The organism is Bacillus sp. 2D03, assembly GCF_003946765.1.
Lineage (GTDB): Bacteria > Bacillota > Bacilli > Bacillales > Bacillaceae_G > Bacillus_A > Bacillus_A cereus.
Map to the genome: position 1 here is coordinate 81,091 of NZ_RPSJ01000009.1, position 19,099 is coordinate 100,189.

Here is a 19,099-nt window from a genome sequence, read left to right on the forward strand (position 1 = left end):
GAGGAAAATCTGTGTCAATTCAAAAAATTGATGGAAAACGTTTATCACAAATGATCATGCAAGGAGCGAATAATTTAACAAACAATGTTCAGCTTGTTGATGCATTAAACGTATTTCCAGTTCCAGATGGCGATACCGGTACAAACATGAACTTATCTATGACTTCAGGTGCGCGTGAAGTGAAAGCAAACCCTTCACAGCATGCTGGTAAAGTCGGCGTAAGTTTAGCCAAAGGATTATTAATGGGAGCTCGTGGTAACTCTGGAGTTATTTTATCTCAGTTGTTCCGTGGTTTCTCTAAATCCATTGAACAAAAAGAAGAATTAACAACAGTTGATTTTGCTGCAGCACTAGAAGCTGGAGTAGAGGCGGCTTATAAAGCGGTTATGAAACCGATTGAAGGAACGATTTTAACGGTTGCAAGAGAAACGGGTAAATATGCAGTAACAGTTGCGAAAAAACAGCGCGACTTTGTTTTGTTTATGGAAGACGTTGTGAAAGAAGCAAACGCATCGTTAAATCGTACGCCAGATTTATTACCTGTATTAAAACAAGTTGGCGTTGTAGATAGCGGTGGTAAAGGTCTTGTAGTGGTATACGAAGGATTTTTAGCTGACTTAAAAGGAGAAACGATTTCTTCTGATGCACCGACGCAACCATCTATGAATGAAATGGTACGCGCAGAACATCACCGTAGTGTACAAAGCCAATTGAGTACAGAAGATATTAAGTATGGATATTGTACGGAGTTCATGGTGAAATTAGAGGCTGAAAAGGTGAAAGAGCATAATTTCTCTGAACAAAAATTCCGTGAAGATATTAGTGTATATGGTGATTCTCTACTAGTTGTGTCTGATGATGAAATTGTAAAAGTTCATATCCATGCAGAACATCCTGGAGACGCTATGAACTACGGGCAAAAATACGGTAGTTTAATTAAGATTAAAGTAGAAAATATGCGTGAACAGCATACTGCTTTATTAGATGAACCTACTATGGTTCCTGAACAACCAGCTCAATCGAAAGAAAAACAACCATATGGTATCGTAACTGTAGCTATGGGGTCTGGTATTAAAACTTTATTTGAGAGCATCGGCGCAACGAAAGTTATCGAAGGTGGTCAAACGATGAATCCAAGTACGGAGGATATCGTGAAGGCAATTGAAGAAGCAAATGCTGAAAAAATCATTATTTTACCGAATAACGGAAATATTGTAATGGCAGCAGAACAAGCGGCATCAGTTGTAGATCAAGAAGTTATTGTTGTTCGTTCGAAAACAGTTCCTCAAGGTATGGCAGCAATGTTAGCATTTAACCCAGTTGGAACGTTAGAAGAGAATGAAGAAAACATGCAAGAAGCTTTATCTCATGTGAAAACAGGTCAAATTACGTATGCTGTACGTGATACGGAAATTGATGGTGTAGCAATTCAAAAAGATGACTTCATGTGTATTGCAGATGGGAAAATTGTATCTACAAATGCTGAAAAAGTAGGAGCTGCGAAGCAATTACTAGAAGCGCTTATTGATGAAGATTCTGAAATCGTAACGATTCTACAAGGTGAGGATGCAACTGACGAAGAAGTAGCGGAGTTAGTTGAATTTGTAGAAGAGAAATTTGAAGATGCAGAAGTAGAAGTGCATGCTGGAAACCAACCAGTGTATTCTTTCATCTTCTCTGTAGAATAAGATAAGATTCGTTTTGAAAATAAATGGATTACTTACTTGCTAATGGATAAGAAGTAGTAATATGAAGTTTATTACTAGTTTTTATTCAAAAGGCTAGCATATTGAAGAGAGAAAAGAGCCTTGCTGCTAATAGTGAGGCTCTTTTTTACTTGTTTTATATAAGGGATTTGAGTAGTTTCTCTTAGAATGCCTATGATAGAATATATAAGGTGAAAGAGAGCGATTACAGATGCTAATTGGTACTCAAATAAAATGCAATAAAGAAAATAATGTGACGGGGTGTGAGAATCTTGAATGATGTTGTACAAGTTCCTGTTACGGATGTAAAGGGGATCGGAGGAGAAACATCTGAGTTACTACATGAGATGGGTATTTACACAGTTTCTCATCTATTAGAACATTTTCCATACCGTTATGAAGATTATGCGATGAAAGATCTTGCTGAAGTAAAGCATGATGAACGTGTAACGGTTGAAGGGAAGATTCATAGTGCTCCTTTGCTGCAATATTATGGTAAGAAGAAATCGCGTTTAACAGTTCGTGTTCTCGTCGGTCGTTATTTAATTACGGCGGTATGTTTTAATAGGCCTTACTATAAGCAAAAATTAAAGTTAGATGAAACGGTAACGATTACTGGTAAATGGGATCAACATCGTCAAACAATTGCTGTATCAGAACTTCATTTTGGGCCGGTTGTACGTCAACAAGAAGTGGAACCTGTTTATTCAGTAAAGGGGAAACTTACAGTAAAACAGATGCGTCGTTTTATTGCTCAAGCGTTAAAGGAATATGGAGATTCTATAGTCGAAGTGTTACCGGATGGTTTGTTAGGGCGATATAAATTATTACCAAGATATGAAGCGCTTAGGGCATTGCATTTTCCGGTAGGACAGGAAGATTTGAAGCAAGCGCGTCGCCGTTTTGTATATGAAGAATTTTTCTTATTTCAGCTGAAAATGCAAACGCTCCGGAAAATGGAGAGGGAAAATTCAAAAGGGACGAAGAAAGAGATTCCCTCAGTAGAATTACAAGAATTTATCGATGCACTGCCGTTTCCATTAACGGGTGCGCAGCGCCGAGTTGTAGATGAAATTTTGAAAGATATGACATCTCCTTATCGGATGAACCGACTATTGCAAGGTGACGTTGGTTCTGGGAAAACAGTTGTTGCTGCGATTGGCCTTTATGCATCGAAATTAGCTCATTATCAAGGTGCTTTAATGGTTCCTACAGAAATTTTAGCTGAGCAACATTATCAGTCGCTTGCTGAAACGTTTTCGCATTTTGGTATGAAGGTGGAACTGTTAACAAGTTCTGTTAAAGGTGCGAGACGTCGAGAAATTTTAGCGAAGTTAGAACAAGGAGAAATAGATATTCTTGTTGGAACGCATGCCTTAATTCAAGATGAAGTTATATTTCATAGGTTGGGTCTCGTTATTACAGATGAACAGCATCGATTTGGTGTAGCGCAGCGCCGAGTTTTACGGGAGAAAGGTGAAAGTCCAGATGTATTATTTATGACAGCGACACCAATTCCGCGTACGCTTGCAATTACTGCATTTGGAGAGATGGATGTTTCGATAATCGATGAGATGCCAGCAGGTAGAAAGGTGATTGAAACATATTGGGCAAAACATGATATGTTAGATCGCGTTCTCGGTTTTGTTGAAAAGGAGATAAAAAAAGGAAGACAGGCATACGTTATTTGTCCTCTAATTGAAGAATCTGAGAAACTTGATGTGCAAAATGCTATCGACTTACATAGTATGCTGACGCATCATTACCAAGGGAAATGCCAAGTTGGATTGATGCATGGGAGATTATCGTCTCAGGAAAAAGAAGAGATAATGGGACAGTTTAGTGAAAATAAAGTGCAAATTCTTGTATCGACAACAGTTGTTGAAGTAGGTGTGAACGTACCGAATGCGACTGTAATGGTTATTTATGATGCAGAACGTTTCGGTTTATCGCAGCTTCATCAGCTTAGAGGGCGTGTCGGCCGTGGTAGTGAACAATCATATTGTTTATTAATAGCAGACCCTAAATCAGAAACAGGGAAAGAAAGAATGCGCATAATGACTGAAACAAATGATGGATTTGTATTGTCAGAAAAAGATTTAGAATTACGAGGTCCTGGAGATTTCTTTGGGAGTAAGCAAAGTGGCTTACCAGAATTTAAGGTTGCTGACATGGTACATGATTATCGAGCGTTAGAAACAGCAAGGCAAGATGCGGCGATACTAGTAGATTCAGAAGCGTTTTGGCACAATGATCAGTACGCTGCCTTGCGTACGTATCTTGATGGGACAGGTGTGTTCCAAGGAGAGAAGCTCGATTAAAGGGAGTCAACAAAAGTTTTTGTTGCATTCTACTTTTAATGATTATATACTACTGTTAGTACCTAGTCATAAAAATGGATGGTGCGGTATGAAAAAAAGAAGAAGTAAAAAAGAAAGACAAGAGTTATTACAACAAACAATCGAATCAAATCCTTTTATTACGGATGAAGATTTAGCGGAAAAATTTCAAGTGAGTATACAAACAGTACGACTTGATCGTATGGAATTGTCTATTCCTGAATTAAGAGAGAGAATTAAACATGTAGCTACAAAGCAACATGAAGAAGATGTGAAATCTTTACCGTTAGAAGAGGTTGTTGGAGAAATTATTGATATTGAATTAGATAGACATGCAATTTCTATCTTTGAAGTAAAGGTAGAACATGTATTTAAAAGAAATCAAATTGCCCGTGGGCATCATCTGTTTGCACAAGCAAACTCACTAGCTGTTGCGGTTATTGATGAAGAATTAGCTTTAACTGCAAAGTCTACCATTCGATACATTCGCCCTGTAAAATTAGGAGAGCGTGTTGTTGCAAAAGCGCGCGTTGAAGATGTAGAGAATGATAAGGGACGGACGGTTGTCAAAGTGCGTAGCTTCGTTGGAGAAGAACTTGTTTTTACAGGCACTTTTGAAATGTATCGATCTAGTAATTATAGTGAGGAAGGTAACAACTTATGAAAATCGCAATAGATGCAATGGGCGGAGATCACGCTCCAAAGGCTGTAGTATTAGGGGCAATGAAAGCTATTAAGGAATATTCTGATTTACATATTACGTTAGTAGGGAAAGAAGAGGAAATTCGTCAATACTTAACGAGTGATGAACGAATTACTATTCTTCATACAGACGAAAAAATAGAATCAACGGAGGAACCAGTAAGAGCGGTTCGTCGAAAAAAACAAGCTTCAATGGTGCTTGCGGCACAACAAGTAAAGGATGGAGAAGCAGACGCTTGTATATCCGCAGGTAGTACAGGAGCTTTAATGGCAGCTGGATTATTTGTTGTCGGTCGTATGGAAGGAATTGAGCGACCAGCTTTATCGCCTACAATGCCGACTGTAGATGGAAAAGGTTTTGTTATGTTAGATGTTGGAGCAAATGTTGATGCAAAACCAATTCATTTATATCAATATGCAGTAATGGGATCTGTTTATGCTGAGAAGGTAAGAGGAATTGAAAATCCTCGCGTTGGACTATTAAACGTTGGAACAGAGGATGGAAAAGGAAACGAGCTTTCAAAGCAAGTATTTGCAATGCTTAAAGATGCGCCAATTAATTTCGTTGGGAACGTTGAATCAAGAGATTTATTGCAAGGTGTAGCAGATGTTGTTGTATGTGATGGTTTTACAGGGAATGTAGCGTTGAAATCATTAGAGGGAACAGCACTTGCGCTATTCTCTATGTTGAAAGAACAATTAATGAGTTCATTTACGAGCAAATTAGCAGCGGCGGTATTAAAGCCAAAACTTATGGTATTAAAAGATAAAATGGATTATTCGGAGTATGGCGGAGCTGCATTATTTGGATTGAAAGCACCTGTCATTAAGGCTCACGGTTCTTCTAATGACCAGTCGGTATTTAGTGCGATTCGTCAAACGAGAGAAATGGTAGCGAAAGAAGTAATTCCTACGATTTCAAGCGTAATGGAGAAAGAGTCACTCCAATAAGAGGAGGATTTGAAATGGGAAAAATAGCATTTCTTTTTCCGGGCCAAGGTTCACAGGCAGTTGGAATGGGTAAACAATTAGCAGAGAATAATAAAGAGGTTGCAAAAGTGTTTGTAAAAGCAGATGAGTTGTTGCAAGATTCACTTTCAGAAGTGATTTTTGAAGGACCGCAGGAAAAGCTTACATTAACAACAAATGCGCAGCCTGCATTATTAACAACGAGTTTTGCTATTTTGACAGCTTTGAAAGAGTATGACATTACACCTGACTTTGTCGCTGGTCATAGTTTAGGTGAATATAGCGCTCTTGTAGCAGCTGGTGCATTAACTTTTGAAGATGCTGTATATGCTGTAAGGAAACGCGGGGAATATATGGAAGAAGCTGTTCCGGGCGGGGAAGGCGCAATGGCAGCTATATTAGGTGCTGACCCACATATGCTGAAACAAGTTACAGAAGAAGTAACAAGTGAAGGATATGCAGTGCAAATCGCTAATATGAATAGTACGAAGCAAATTGTAATTTCTGGAACGAAGCAAGGCGTAGAGGTTGCCTCTCAAAGAGCGAAAGAAAATGGTGCAAAGAGAGCGATTCCACTAAAAGTAAGTGGGCCATTCCATTCTTCACTTATGAAGCCGGCAGCTGAGAAGTTCCAAAGTGTTTTAAATGAAATTACAATTCATGACACGAATATTCCTGTTATTGCAAATGTTACGGCGGAAGTTATTACACGTGGTGCAGACATTCAAGAAAAGTTAATCGAACAGCTTTATTCGCCTGTATTATGGTACCCGTCTATTGAATATATGGTGAAGCAGGGAGTAGATACATTTATTGAAATTGGACCTGGAAAAGTACTTGCTGGACTTATGAAGTCAATTGATTCATCAGTAAAAGCATATGCGATATACGATGAAGAGACATTAAAAGATACCATTTCAAATTTGAGAGGAGAAAACTGATGTTAAAAGGGAAGGTAGCATTAGTAACTGGCGCTTCACGTGGAATTGGTCGCGCGATTGCGATCGATTTAGCGAAACAAGGGGCAAATGTAGTAGTAAATTATGCTGGCAATGAACAAAAAGCAAATGAAGTAGTAGATGAAATTAAAAAATTAGGTTCTGATGCAATTGCGGTAAGAGCAGATGTTGCAAATGCTGATGATGTTACAAATATGGTGAAACAAACAGTAGATACATTTGGACAAGTTGATATTCTTGTAAATAATGCTGGTGTAACGAAAGATAATTTATTAATGCGTATGAAAGAAGAAGAATGGGATACAGTTATTAATACAAACTTAAAAGGTGTATTCTTATGTACAAAAGCAGTATCTCGTTATATGATGCGTCAACGTCACGGTAGAATTATAAATATCGCTTCTGTTGTTGGTGTCATAGGAAACCCAGGACAAGCTAATTATGTTGCTGCTAAAGCGGGTGTTATTGGATTAACAAAAACATCTGCAAAAGAGTTAGCAAGTCGAAATATTACAGTGAATGCAATTGCGCCAGGCTTTATTGCGACTGATATGACGGATGTACTAGATGAGAATATTAAAGCTGAAATGTTAAAAGTTATTCCAGCTGCTCAATTTGGTGAAGCGCAAGATATCGCGAATGCTGTAACGTTTTTTGCTTCTGATCAAAGCAAATATGTTACAGGTCAAACGTTAAATGTTGATGGCGGTATGGTAATGTAATAAAAGAATCGATTTCACCTAGTTTTTTTGGTCAATATTTAATATAATATTTGAGGGGAGGTGAATGGAATGGCAGATGTTTTAGAGCGCGTAACAAAAATCATCGTTGATCGTTTAGGAGTAGAAGAGACTGAGGTAGTACCAGCTGCAAGCTTCAAGGAAGATTTAGGAGCAGACTCCCTAGATGTAGTAGAACTTGTAATGCAATTAGAAGATGAATTCGAAATGGAAATTTCTGATGAAGATGCTGAAAAGATTGCTACTGTTGGCGATGCTGTGACTTACATAGAGAGTCATCTATAATGCTTAAGTGAAGTCCCGTTTTTTAGCGGGGCTTTCTGGCTTATATCTGGAGGGACCTATGCCGTACCGAAAATATAGAGAAAAAAAATACGAAACAAAATATCGTGAAGCATTTAAAGTGTTTCAAGAAAAGATAGGTATTACGTTTACAGATGAAAAATTATTGATTCAAGCATTTACGCATTCATCGTATGTGAATGAGCATCGAAAAAAACCGCATGAAGATAATGAGCGTCTTGAATTTCTTGGAGATGCAGTATTGGAACTGACTGTATCACAGTATCTGTTTCAAAAATATCCGACAATGAGCGAAGGAGAGTTAACAAAACTACGTGCAGCTATTGTATGTGAGCCATCTCTTGTTCGTTTTGCGAACGAATTGTCATTTGGCAGCCTTGTTTTATTAGGAAAAGGTGAAGAAATGACAGGTGGACGTGAACGACCAGCTTTATTAGCGGATGTCTTTGAAGCGTTTATTGGTGCCCTTTATCTTGATCAAGGGCTAGAAACAGTTTGGGAATTCTTAAAAGAAATTGTATATCCGAAAATTAATGAGGGTGCTTTTTCTCATGTGATGGATTATAAGAGTCAGTTGCAAGAATTGATTCAGCGTGATGGCAGTGGCAATGTTGAGTATCAAATTTTGCAAGAAAAAGGACCAGCTCACAATCGAGAATTTGTGTCACGTGTTACGTTAAATAACGTAGCTTTAGGTCTTGGTAGTGGTAAGTCGAAAAAAGAAGCAGAGCAACAAGCTGCTGCAGAAGCATTGAAAAAATTAAAAGAACAACTATAAGGAATCCCCCTTTGAATGAGGGGGATTCCTTATGCATAGAATGAAACTTTCTTTTTGTTTATAAAGAAAAAGAAGGTAAATCCGTATAATACTTGTTTTTATATAGAGAACATTTATAACGACGGAGAATAGGAGGAAGGCCTTTCGTGTTTTTAAAAAGATTAGAAATAGCAGGGTTTAAGTCTTTTGCTGAGCATGTATCTGTTGATTTTGTCCCAGGTGTAACTTCTGTAGTAGGACCTAATGGAAGCGGGAAAAGTAATATTACTGATGCAATTCGCTGGGTACTTGGTGAACAATCTGCAAAATCATTACGTGGTGCAAAGATGGAGGATATTATTTTTGCAGGCAGTGATACGAGGAGAGCGGTTAATGTTGCTGAAGTAACAATAACTTTAAATAATGAAGATCAACGTTTACCAATTGAATACAATGAGGTGTGTGTAACACGTCGTGTATCTCGTTCAGGTGATAGTGATTTTTATATTAATAAACAATCATGTAGATTGAAAGATATTATCGATTTATTTATGGACTCTGGTATGGGAAGAGAAGCTTTTTCAATTATTAGCCAGGGGAAAGTGGAAGAGATTTTAAGTAGTAAGTCAGAAGAGCGTCGAGGTGTATTTGAAGAAGCGGCAGGCGTATTAAAATACAAACTTCGCAAAAAGAAAGCTGAAGGAAAATTAGCAGAAACACAAGAAAACTTAAATCGTGTACAAGATATAATTCATGAATTAAGTAGTCAAGTAGAACCTTTAGAAAGACAAGCTTCTATTGCGAAAGATTATCTTGAGAATAAAGAAGAATTAGAGAAAGTAGAAGCTGCGCTTATTGTCCATGAAATTGAAGAACTGCATGAGAAATGGGAAGCGCTTCGAAATCAGTTTGGGCATAATAAAAACGAAGAAGCTAAAATGTCAACGAATTTACAAAAAAGTGAAGAAGAGCTTGAGGAATTACGAGGACAATTACAGGCGGTAGATGAGTCTGTAGATTCGTTACAAGAAGTACTTCTTCTTTCTAGTAAAGAGCTAGAAAAACTAGAAGGGCAGCGAGAGTTGTTAAAAGAGAGAAAGCAAAATGCTACGACGCATTGTGCGCAACTTGAGCAGTTAATTGTTGAATTAACAGAGAAAGCTAAAAGTTACGATGGTGAGATTGAGTCAAGTACAGAAGCTTTAATGCAATTTGTGAATGAAGTAAAAGAGTTGGAGCAAAAATTGCATGATAATGAGCAACTGCTTGCTACTTTTGCTGACAATTTAGAGGAACAGATTGAGAATTTAAAAGGTGACTATATTGAGCTTTTAAATCAACAAGCTAGTCATCGTAATGAATTATCTATGATTGAAGAACAATCGAAACAGCAAACGTCTAAAAACGAGCGTCTAGATGAAGAGAATGCGAAATATGTAGAAATGCGTATGGAAATTACAGCGAAAAAGACGAAACTTGTAGAAAGTTACGAACAAGCGAAAGAAAAAGTAGCTGGCATTCTCTCAAACATACAGAAGACAGAGGCGGCGCTTGGGAAATGTAAGACGCAGTATAGTGAAAATGAAACAAAACTGTATCAAGCATATCAATTTGTGCAACAGGCACGTTCTCGAAAAGAAATGCTTGAAGAGATGCAAGAAGATTATTCTGGATTCTATCAAGGTGTACGTGAAGTATTGAAAGCTAGAGAAAATAGGTTGCAAGGTATCGAGGGTGCTGTTGCGGAACTGTTAACGGTACCGAAAGAATACGAAGTTGCAATGGAAATCGCTCTAGGTGCAGCGATGCAGCATATTGTTGTACAAACAGAGGAACATGCTCGTAATGCGATTGCATTTTTAAAGCAAAATAAACAGGGACGTGCAACGTTTTTACCGCAAGCTGTTATTAAAAGCAGATCGTTATCATTTGAGCAATTACGCATTGCAAATCAACACCCATCGTTTGTAGGTGTGGCGGCAGAACTTGTGCAGTACAACAATAAATATGAAAATGTAGTTTCAAATTTATTAGGTACTGTTATTGTTGCGAAAGATTTACGTGGAGCAAATGAGTTGGCGAAACAACTGCAATACCGTTATCGTATTGTAACAATCGAAGGTGACGTAGTGAATCCTGGCGGTTCTATGACTGGTGGGGCGGTAAAGCAAGCGAAATCTTCTTTATTAGGACGCCAACGTGAACTGGAAGAGTGGACTCGCAAGTTAACTGATATGGAAGAAAAAACAACGAAGTTAGAAAACTTTGTTAAAGCAGTAAAACAAGAGATTCAAGAAAAAGAAGTGAAAATACGCGAACTAAGGCAAACTGTAGAAGCAGATCGTGTAGATGAGCAGAAATTAAGAGAAGAGATTAATCGTTTAGAATTAGAAGAACATCGTATTAATGATCGGTTGTCTATTTATGATTTAGAGATTGAAGGTTTTTTACAAGATCGAGTAAAAATGCAAGGGCGTAAAGAGGAGTTAGAAGGGGTTTTAACGAATCTTCAAGCTGAAATCACTAAGTTAGATAGTAAAATTGTAGCTTTAACAAAACAAAAAAGTGAGCAACATTCTTCGAAAGAAAAAGTTCAAAAAGAAATGACTGAGTTAAAAGTGCTGGCAGCTGAAAAGCAACAACGCTTATCTAATCAAAAAGAAAAAGTTGAACGATTGACGAAGGAAAAAGAAGAAACGGATGCGACACTTGTAAAAACGAAAGAGGATTTAGCGTTCTTAAAACAAGAAATGACATCTAATTCAAGTGGTGAAGAGCAAATTACGAATATGATTGAGAAGAAAGCATATGATCGTAATCAAACTTCAGAATTAATTCGCTCTCGTCGTGAACAACGTGTATCGTTGCAAGAGAGAGTAGAACATTTAGAGCACCATTTGAAAGAAACGACAGGTAAACATAAATATATTCTTGAAATGTTGAAAGATCAAGAAGTGAGAATAAATCGACTTGATGTAGAGTTGGAAAATAGATTACAACATTTACGTGAAACATATACGATTTCATTTGAAGCGGCAAAACTAAAATATACAATGACAATGCCTGCAGAAGATGCGCGTAAGAAAGTAAAATTAATCAAATTATCCATAGAAGAGTTAGGTACAGTGAACCTAGGGGCAATTGATGAATATGAACGTGTAGCGGAGCGTCATACATTCTTACTAGAGCAGAGAGACGACCTAGAAGAAGCGAAAGCGACATTGCACCAGCTTATTACCGAAATGGATGAAGAAATGAAAAAACGCTTTTCTACTACGTTTGAAGGCATTAGAATGGAGTTTCAATCGGTATTCTCTGAATTATTTGGAGGCGGTAGAGCAGATTTAGTAATGACTAATCCAGAGGATTTACTAAATACGGGTATTGATATTGTAGCACAACCGCCAGGGAAGAAACTGCAGAACTTAGGTTTACTTTCAGGTGGAGAGCGTGCTTTAACAGCAATTGCGCTTTTATTTGGTATTTTAAAAGTACGCCCAGTACCGTTCTGTGTACTAGATGAGGTAGAGGCAGCCCTTGATGAGGCGAATGTAGCTCGTTTTGCACAGTATTTAAAGAAATTCAGTGATGAGACGCAGTTTATTGTAATTACACATAGAAAAGGTACAATGGAAGAGTCTGATGTGTTGTACGGTGTAACAATGCAAGAATCAGGGGTATCTAAACTTGTTTCGGTTCGTTTAGACGCCGGAGAAGAACTTATTGCAAGTGAATAGGAAGGATGGGAAAGTATGAGTTTTTTTAAAAAACTAAAAGAAAAAATTTCAAAACAAACGGATACAGTTACAGAGAAATTTAAACAAGGATTAGAAAAAACGAGAAATTCATTTGCGGATAAAGTGAATGATTTAGTGTATCGTTACCGTAAAGTGGACGAAGATTTCTTCGAAGAGTTAGAAGAAATTTTAATCGGTGCAGACGTTGGCGTTGCGACGGTAATGGAATTAATTGACCAATTGAAAGAAGAAGTACAACGTCGTAACATTCAAGATCCAAAAGAAGTACAAGCTGTTATTTCAGAAAAACTAGTAGGAATTTACAAAGGTGACAGCGATTTTAGTAACGAAATTAATATGCAAGAGGACCAATTAACGGTCGTTTTATTTGTTGGTGTTAATGGTGTAGGAAAAACGACGACAATTGGTAAACTGGCGCATAAGTTTAAATCAGAAGGTAAGTCAGTCCTATTGGCGGCAGGAGATACATTCCGTGCTGGAGCGATTGAACAATTAGAAGTATGGGGCGATCGCGTTGGTGTAGAAGTGATTAAACAAGGATCTGGATCTGATCCAGCGGCGGTTATGTATGACGCTGTACAAGCAGCGAAAGCACGTAAGGTAGATGTATTACTATGTGACACAGCAGGACGCTTGCAAAATAAAGTGAACTTAATGAAAGAGTTAGAGAAGGTGAAGCGTGTAATTGAGCGTGAAGTACCAGGTGCTCCTCATGAAGTATTGCTTGTTATTGATGCAACAACGGGACAAAACGGTTTAAGCCAAGCGAAAACATTCCGTGAAGCAACGAATGTAACTGGTATTGTTTTAACGAAGTTAGATGGAACTGCTAAAGGTGGTATTGTATTAGCGATTCGTAACGAAATGGATGTACCGGTGAAGTTTGTTGGATTAGGAGAGCAAATGGATGACTTGCAGCAGTTTGATCCAGAACAATATGTGTATGGTTTATTTGCGAACTTAGTAGAAACAGAAGAAGTATAAGCGAAAGAAGCGGTATTTCCGCTTCTTTTTCTATAAAAAATATATGATGTTAAGAAAAAAACTTGACACTCTTTTGGACTACATGTAAACTAATTCATGTAAAGGGAAATCACTTAACAAAGGATGATCCAACATGCTCGAAAAAACAACGAGAATGAACTATTTATTTGATTTTTATCAATCGTTGTTAACGCAAAAACAAAGAAGTTATATGTCGCTTTATTATCTAGATGATTTATCTCTTGGTGAAATTGCGGAAGAATTTGATGTAAGTCGCCAAGCCGTGTATGATAACATTAAACGGACTGAAGCGATGCTTGAAGAATATGAAGAAAAATTAGTATTACTTCAAAAGTTTCAAGAGCGACAGCGACTTGTTGCAAAGCTAAAACAGCTAATCAGCGAAGAAGAGCATGTGAATGAAGAAATGAAACAAGTTGTTGAAGCTATCGAAAAATTAGATTAGGAGGGCGGCAATATGGCATTTGAAGGATTAGCCGACCGACTTCAACAGACAATGCAAAAAATCCGCGGCAAAGGAAAAGTTTCTGAAGCCGATGTGAAAGAAATGATGAGAGAAGTTCGTCTAGCTCTTTTAGAAGCGGATGTTAACTTTAAAGTAGTAAAAGATTTTGTGAAGCGTGTGTCTGAACGTGCTGTCGGACAAGATGTAATGAAAAGTTTGACACCTGGACAACAAGTAATTAAAGTTGTACAGGAAGAACTTACAGAACTTATGGGCGGAGAGCAAAGCAAAATTGCTGTTGCTAATAAGCCACCGACTGTTATTATGATGGTTGGTCTGCAAGGTGCGGGTAAAACAACGACGACAGGTAAGCTTGCGAATTTGCTTCGTAAAAAGCATAATCGTAAACCGATGCTTGTTGCAGCGGATATTTACCGTCCAGCAGCGATTAAACAGCTTGAAACATTAGGGAAGCAATTGGACATGCCTGTATTTTCTTTAGGAGATCAAGTAAGTCCTGTTGAAATTGCGAAACAAGCGATTGCAAAAGCAAAAGAAGATCATCACGATTATGTTTTAATCGATACAGCGGGTCGCCTGCATATTGATGAAGAATTAATGGATGAATTAGCGAAAGTGAAAGAAGTTGCGAAACCGGATGAAATTTTCCTTGTTGTCGATGCGATGACGGGGCAAGACGCGGTAAATGTTGCACAAAGTTTCCATGAACAGTTAGGTTTAACAGGTGTTGTATTAACGAAATTAGATGGTGATACGCGCGGTGGTGCTGCATTATCTATTAAGGCTGTAACAAACACGCCGATTAAATTTGCTGGTATGGGTGAAAAACTAGATGCAATTGAAGCGTTCCATCCAGAGCGTATGGCATCCCGTATTTTAGGGATGGGCGATGTCTTAACATTGATTGAAAAAGCGCAAGCTACAGTTGATGAAGAGAAAGCAAAAGAACTTGAGCAAAAAATGCGTACGCTTTCGTTTACGCTTGACGATTTCCTAGAACAACTTGGACAAGTGCGCCAACTTGGGCCGCTTGATGAATTGTTAGGAATGCTTCCTGGTGCAAATAAAATTAAAGGGCTGAAAAATGCGCAAGTTGATGAAAAACAAATTGGGCATATTGAGGCAATTATTCGTTCTATGACTAAATTAGAACGAGAACAACCGGAAATAATCAATGCTAGTCGCAAAAAGCGCATTGCCAAAGGTAGCGGTACAACTGTACAAGAAATCAATCGTCTAATTAAGCAATTCGATGACATGAAAAAAATGATGAAGACGATGACGGGAATGCAAAAAGGTAAGAAAAAAGGACTAGGTGGATTGAAGTTTCCATTCATGTAAGGAAAAAAAGATGGCTCTGTTAAGAAAAAATACTTTACAAAGCAATAGTCTTTTTGCTAATATAATTATCTGTGTGAAATAAATTCGGAGGTGCTTTATAAATGGCAGTTAAAATTCGTTTAAAACGTATGGGAGCTAAAAAAACTCCTTTCTATCGTGTAGTTGTTGCAGATTCTCGTTCTCCTCGTGATGGACGTTTCATTGAGGAAATCGGAACTTACAATCCAGTTGCTCAACCAGCTGAAGTTAAGATCAACGAAGAAGCAGCATTAAAATGGTTAGGAAATGGTGCTAAACCATCTGATACAGTTCGTAACTTATTCTCTAACCAAGGTATCATGGAGAAATTCCACTTATCTAAACAAGGTAAGTAATTGAGGCAATGACTATGAAGAAGTTAGTCGAGACGATTGTCAAGCCTCTTGTCGATTATCCTGAAGATGTAAAAGTTACACAGGAACTTTGCAACGGAGAGATAAAGTATCGATTAACTGTACATCCTGAGGATGTTGGAAAAGTCATTGGAAAGCAAGGGAGAGTTGCGAAAGCGATTCGAATGCTCTTGTATTCAGTGGGACATCATAATGATGAAAAAGTAACACTGGAAATTCAATAAACGTAAAAAGGGCGAGGAGTTATTCCTCTCCCTTTTTTAACATTTAAATAGAGATTGCATGTTCCATCTGTGAAATGGAGATGCTTAATTTATATAGAAACCAGGGGTGACATACTATTTATGACAAAATGGTTTAATGTAGGGAAAATTGTAAATACTCATGGCGTAAGAGGAGAAATCCGTGTTATTTCTCGTACTGATTTTCCAGAAGAGCGATATAAAGTAGGAAACACGCTATACATATCGAATGAGAAAGGCACAGACTATCTTCCGGTAAAGGTAACTTCTCATCGCCAACATAAGACATTCGATTTATTAACATTTGAAGGATATAACAATGTAGATGAAGTAGAGAAGTTTAAAGGTTCTTTAATAAAAGTACCAGAAGAGCAGTTAGGTGAACTTGCTGAAGGTGAATACTACTATCATGAAATTATTGGTTGCAGTGTTGTAACGGAAGAAGGAGAAGCGCTAGGGACAATCAAAGAGATTCTATCTCCTGGTGCAAATGATGTTTGGGTAATTAAACGCCCGAAGGGTCAAGATCTCTTAATTCCTTATATCGATGACGTTGTACTTCAAGTTAATATTGAAAATAAATTAGTAACCATTCATGTAATGGAAGGGCTGCTATAATGAAAATTGATATTTTAACGTTGTTCCCAGACATGTTTACCGGTGTATTTGGATCTTCTATATTAAAGAAGGCGCAAGAAAAAGAAGCGGTAAACCTTCGTGTTGTTAACTTTCGTGATTATACAACAAGTAAGCATAATAGCGTAGACGATTATCCTTACGGCGGAGGAGCTGGTATGGTGCTTACTCCTCAGCCTATTTTTGATGCTGTAGAAGATTTGACGAAAGAGACAGAGCGTAAGCCGAGAGTTGTCTTAATGTGTCCGCAGGGCGAAAGATTTACGCAGAAGAAAGCGGAAGAGCTTGCAGGGGAAGAACATTTAATCTTCGTATGTGGGCATTATGAAGGATATGACGAACGAATTCGTGAGCATCTCGTAACGGATGAGATTTCTATTGGTGACTATGTATTAACGGGCGGAGAATTAGCCTCTATGGTTATTACTGATAGTGTGGTACGTCTCTTGCCAGGGGTGCTAGGAAATCATGCTTCACAAGTAGAGGATTCGTTTAGTACAGGTTTATTAGAGCATCCTCATTATACACGTCCAGCTGATTTTCGTGGTATGAAGGTACCGGATGTATTAATGTCAGGGAATCATAAAAACATTGATGAATGGCGACATAAGGAATCTTTGCGCCGAACGTATACGCGTAGACCTGATTTATTAGATGAGAGAGAGTTATCTAAACAAGAGAAAAAATGGCTTGAGGAAATAAAGCGAGAGCAGTAATAACTTCATATATTTGCTATTGCAACAGGCCTAGTAATATGCTATTATAACATTTGTGCTACTGAAATCAGTAGCCGTATTAACGATGTTCCGCTGTAATTTATTAAGACTTTATAAGAGCATCTGTTTAAAGGAGAGAATTTAATATGCAACAATTAATCGCAGAAATTACAAAAGGCCAATTAAAAACTGACCTTCCTTCATTCCGTCCTGGTGACACTTTACGTGTACACGTAAAAGTTGTTGAGGGAACTCGTGAAAGAATTCAGCTTTTCGAAGGTGTTGTAATTAAACGTCGTGGTGGCGGAATCAGTGAAACATTCACAGTTCGTAAGATTTCTTACGGTGTAGGTGTTGAGCGTACATTCCCAGTTCACACGCCAAGAATCGCGAAAATCGAAGTACTTCGCCGTGGTAAAGTACGTCGTGCTAAGTTATACTACTTACGTAACCTTCGCGGTAAAAAAGCACGTATTAAAGAAATTCGATAAGACATGTATGGGAGCTTGTAAATGCACAAGCTCCCTTTTTCCAATCTATATGAAATTTTGGTATAATACGAGCAGTTTACATAACCGTGGAGGGGAAATGCATGAAAAAAGAGAAGAGTTCACTTTGGGAATGGATTAAAGCAATTTTGATTGCTGTTGTATTAGCTGGTGTTATTAGACAGTTTTTCTTTGCGCCAATTCTCGTAGACGGGGTATCGATGGCACCTACTTTACATGATCGTGATCGAATGATTGTGAATAAAATTGGTTATCACATTGGAGATCCAAAACGCTTTGATATTATCGTATTTCGAGCAACAGAAGATAAAGATTACATTAAGCGCATTATAGGCCTGCCAGGCGATGAAATAGAGTATCGTAATGATAAACTGTATGTTAACGGAAAGGCTTATGAGGAGCCGTATTTAGACAAGCAGAAAAAGCAAATTGCTGACGGACCGCTTACATATGATTTTAATCTTGAAGAAATGACAGGCAAGAAAACCGTTCCAAAAGATCAATTATTTGTTTTAGGTGATAATCGTCGTTTTAGTAAAGATAGCCGTTCAATCGGTACGATTTCAATGGATCAAGTAATTGGTAAAGCTAATATGTTATATTGGCCGTTAGAAGACGCACGTATTGTGAAATAAATGAAAAAGAAGGTGGCAACATGGTAATTCAATGGTTTCCAGGGCATATGGCGAAGGCTAGACGCCAAGTAACGGAGAAATTAAAATTAATTGATGTTGTAATTGAACTTGTAGATGCTCGATTACCATTATCATCTCGAAACCCAATGATTGATGAAATCATTACACATAAGCCAAGGCTTGTTGTTTTAAATAAAGCGGATATGGCGGATGATCGTTTAACAAAACAATGGATCGCATATTTTAAAGAAAAAGGCCATATGGCAATTTCGATTAACGCGCAAGCTGGACAAGGTATGAAGGAAATTGCAGCAGCTTGTAAAGTGCTTGTTAAAGAAAAATTTGATAAAATGGTTGCAAAAGGTATTAGACCGAGAGCGATTCGTGCATTAATTGTAGGCATACCAAATGTTGGTAAATCTACATTGATTAATAAATTGGCAAAGAAAAATATTGCTAAAACAGGAGATCGTCCAGGTGTGACAACAGCTCAACAATGGATTAAAGTTGGGAAGGAAATGGAATTGTTAGATACACCAGGTATTCTGTGGCCTAAATTTGAAGATCAATTAGTGGGTCTTCGCTTAGCGACAACGGGTGCAATTAAAGATTCAATTTTAAATTTACAAGATGTAGCTGTTTACGCATTACGTTTTATGGAGAAACATTATCCAGAACGCTTGAAAGAACGCTATAATTTAAATGAGATTCCAGAAGATATTGTGGAATTATTCGATGCAATTGGAAAAAATAGAGGCTGCTTAATGGGCGGCGGAATGATTGATTATGATAAGACATCTGAGCTTATACTTCGTGAGCTTCGTGGTGGCAAACTTGGAAAAATGACGTTTGAAACACCGGAAGAGTTTGCAGAGCAAGTAGAAGATGTGGAAAAAATAGAAGAAGTATAAGACGTGCGTTTGT

General features: G+C 37.8%; 19 protein-coding genes. All 19 read left to right on the forward strand.

Features of this window, described 5'->3' with window-relative positions:
• Window positions 1-11: 11 nt before the first annotated feature.
• The 19 genes from EBQ15_RS20200 (at window position 12) to ylqF (ending at window position 19,086) form a co-directional block, all read left to right on the forward strand.
• On the forward strand, window positions 12-1,688 hold the full coding sequence (locus tag EBQ15_RS20200) for a DAK2 domain-containing protein (RefSeq protein ID WP_000027129.1): 1,677 nt from the start codon (window positions 12-14) through the stop codon (window positions 1,686-1,688).
• Window positions 1,689-1,978: 290 nt separating this feature from the next.
• The gene (gene recG, locus EBQ15_RS20205) at window positions 1,979-4,027 is read left to right on the forward strand and encodes an ATP-dependent DNA helicase RecG (RefSeq protein WP_001000813.1); all 2,049 of its coding nucleotides are present in this window, start codon (window positions 1,979-1,981) and stop codon (window positions 4,025-4,027) included.
• A gap of 88 nt (window positions 4,028-4,115) precedes the next feature.
• The gene (gene fapR, locus EBQ15_RS20210; protein WP_000747349.1) at window positions 4,116-4,709 is read left to right on the forward strand and encodes a transcription factor FapR; all 594 of its coding nucleotides are present in this window, start codon (window positions 4,116-4,118) and stop codon (window positions 4,707-4,709) included.
• Window positions 4,706-5,698, forward strand: coding sequence for a phosphate acyltransferase PlsX (plsX, locus tag EBQ15_RS20215; RefSeq protein WP_000684101.1), 993 nt, complete (start codon window positions 4,706-4,708; stop codon window positions 5,696-5,698). Before fapR ends, plsX begins: the two co-directional genes overlap by 4 nt.
• 14 nt (window positions 5,699-5,712) lie before the next feature.
• On the forward strand, window positions 5,713-6,657 hold the full coding sequence (fabD, locus tag EBQ15_RS20220) for an ACP S-malonyltransferase (protein WP_000515912.1): 945 nt from the start codon (window positions 5,713-5,715) through the stop codon (window positions 6,655-6,657).
• Window positions 6,657-7,397, forward strand: a complete 741-nt coding sequence (fabG, locus tag EBQ15_RS20225; RefSeq protein WP_000911774.1) for a 3-oxoacyl-[acyl-carrier-protein] reductase — start codon at window positions 6,657-6,659, stop codon at window positions 7,395-7,397. The genes fabD and fabG overlap by 1 nt, the downstream gene beginning before the upstream one ends.
• Before the next feature lie 69 nt (window positions 7,398-7,466).
• The gene (gene acpP, locus EBQ15_RS20230) at window positions 7,467-7,700 is read left to right on the forward strand and encodes an acyl carrier protein (protein ID WP_000786062.1); all 234 of its coding nucleotides are present in this window, start codon (window positions 7,467-7,469) and stop codon (window positions 7,698-7,700) included.
• A 58-nt stretch (window positions 7,701-7,758) separates the two neighbouring features.
• Window positions 7,759-8,496, forward strand: a complete 738-nt coding sequence (rncS, locus tag EBQ15_RS20235) for a ribonuclease III (protein ID WP_001146875.1) — start codon at window positions 7,759-7,761, stop codon at window positions 8,494-8,496.
• A gap of 146 nt (window positions 8,497-8,642) precedes the next feature.
• Window positions 8,643-12,212: a chromosome segregation protein SMC gene (smc, locus tag EBQ15_RS20240; RefSeq protein ID WP_000478955.1), complete on the forward strand. Its 3,570-nt coding sequence runs from the start codon at window positions 8,643-8,645 to the stop codon at window positions 12,210-12,212.
• A gap of 15 nt (window positions 12,213-12,227) precedes the next feature.
• On the forward strand, window positions 12,228-13,217 hold the full coding sequence (gene ftsY / locus EBQ15_RS20245; RefSeq protein WP_000007655.1) for a signal recognition particle-docking protein FtsY: 990 nt from the start codon (window positions 12,228-12,230) through the stop codon (window positions 13,215-13,217).
• Between the two features lie 133 nt (window positions 13,218-13,350).
• Window positions 13,351-13,683, forward strand: coding sequence for a putative DNA-binding protein (locus tag EBQ15_RS20250; protein WP_000891062.1), 333 nt, complete (start codon window positions 13,351-13,353; stop codon window positions 13,681-13,683).
• Between the two features lie 12 nt (window positions 13,684-13,695).
• Complete coding sequence (gene ffh, locus EBQ15_RS20255) at window positions 13,696-15,045, forward strand: signal recognition particle protein (protein ID WP_000863460.1); 1,350 nt, start codon at window positions 13,696-13,698, stop codon at window positions 15,043-15,045.
• 101 nt (window positions 15,046-15,146) lie between these two features.
• On the forward strand, window positions 15,147-15,419 hold the full coding sequence (rpsP, locus tag EBQ15_RS20260; protein WP_000268750.1) for a 30S ribosomal protein S16: 273 nt from the start codon (window positions 15,147-15,149) through the stop codon (window positions 15,417-15,419).
• A 14-nt stretch (window positions 15,420-15,433) separates the two neighbouring features.
• Complete coding sequence (locus EBQ15_RS20265) at window positions 15,434-15,661, forward strand: KH domain-containing protein (protein ID WP_000737401.1); 228 nt, start codon at window positions 15,434-15,436, stop codon at window positions 15,659-15,661.
• Between the two features lie 120 nt (window positions 15,662-15,781).
• Window positions 15,782-16,297 carry a ribosome maturation factor RimM gene (gene rimM, locus EBQ15_RS20270; protein ID WP_000170278.1) on the forward strand — a complete coding sequence of 172 codons (516 nt, stop codon included), beginning with the start codon at window positions 15,782-15,784 and terminating at the stop codon, window positions 16,295-16,297.
• Entirely contained in the window at window positions 16,297-17,031 is a 735-nt protein-coding gene (trmD, locus tag EBQ15_RS20275; protein WP_000686903.1) for a tRNA (guanosine(37)-N1)-methyltransferase TrmD, read from the forward strand. Before rimM ends, trmD begins: the two co-directional genes overlap by 1 nt.
• A 146-nt stretch (window positions 17,032-17,177) precedes the next feature.
• A complete protein-coding gene (gene rplS, locus EBQ15_RS20280; RefSeq protein WP_001186516.1) occupies window positions 17,178-17,522 on the forward strand; it encodes a 50S ribosomal protein L19 in 345 nt (114 codons plus the stop codon).
• A gap of 101 nt (window positions 17,523-17,623) precedes the next feature.
• Window positions 17,624-18,175, forward strand: coding sequence for a signal peptidase I (gene lepB, locus EBQ15_RS20285; protein ID WP_000711853.1), 552 nt, complete (start codon window positions 17,624-17,626; stop codon window positions 18,173-18,175).
• Between the two features lie 20 nt (window positions 18,176-18,195).
• Entirely contained in the window at window positions 18,196-19,086 is an 891-nt protein-coding gene (ylqF, locus tag EBQ15_RS20290) for a ribosome biogenesis GTPase YlqF (RefSeq protein ID WP_000236701.1), read from the forward strand.
• Window positions 19,087-19,099: the final 13 nt, after the last annotated feature.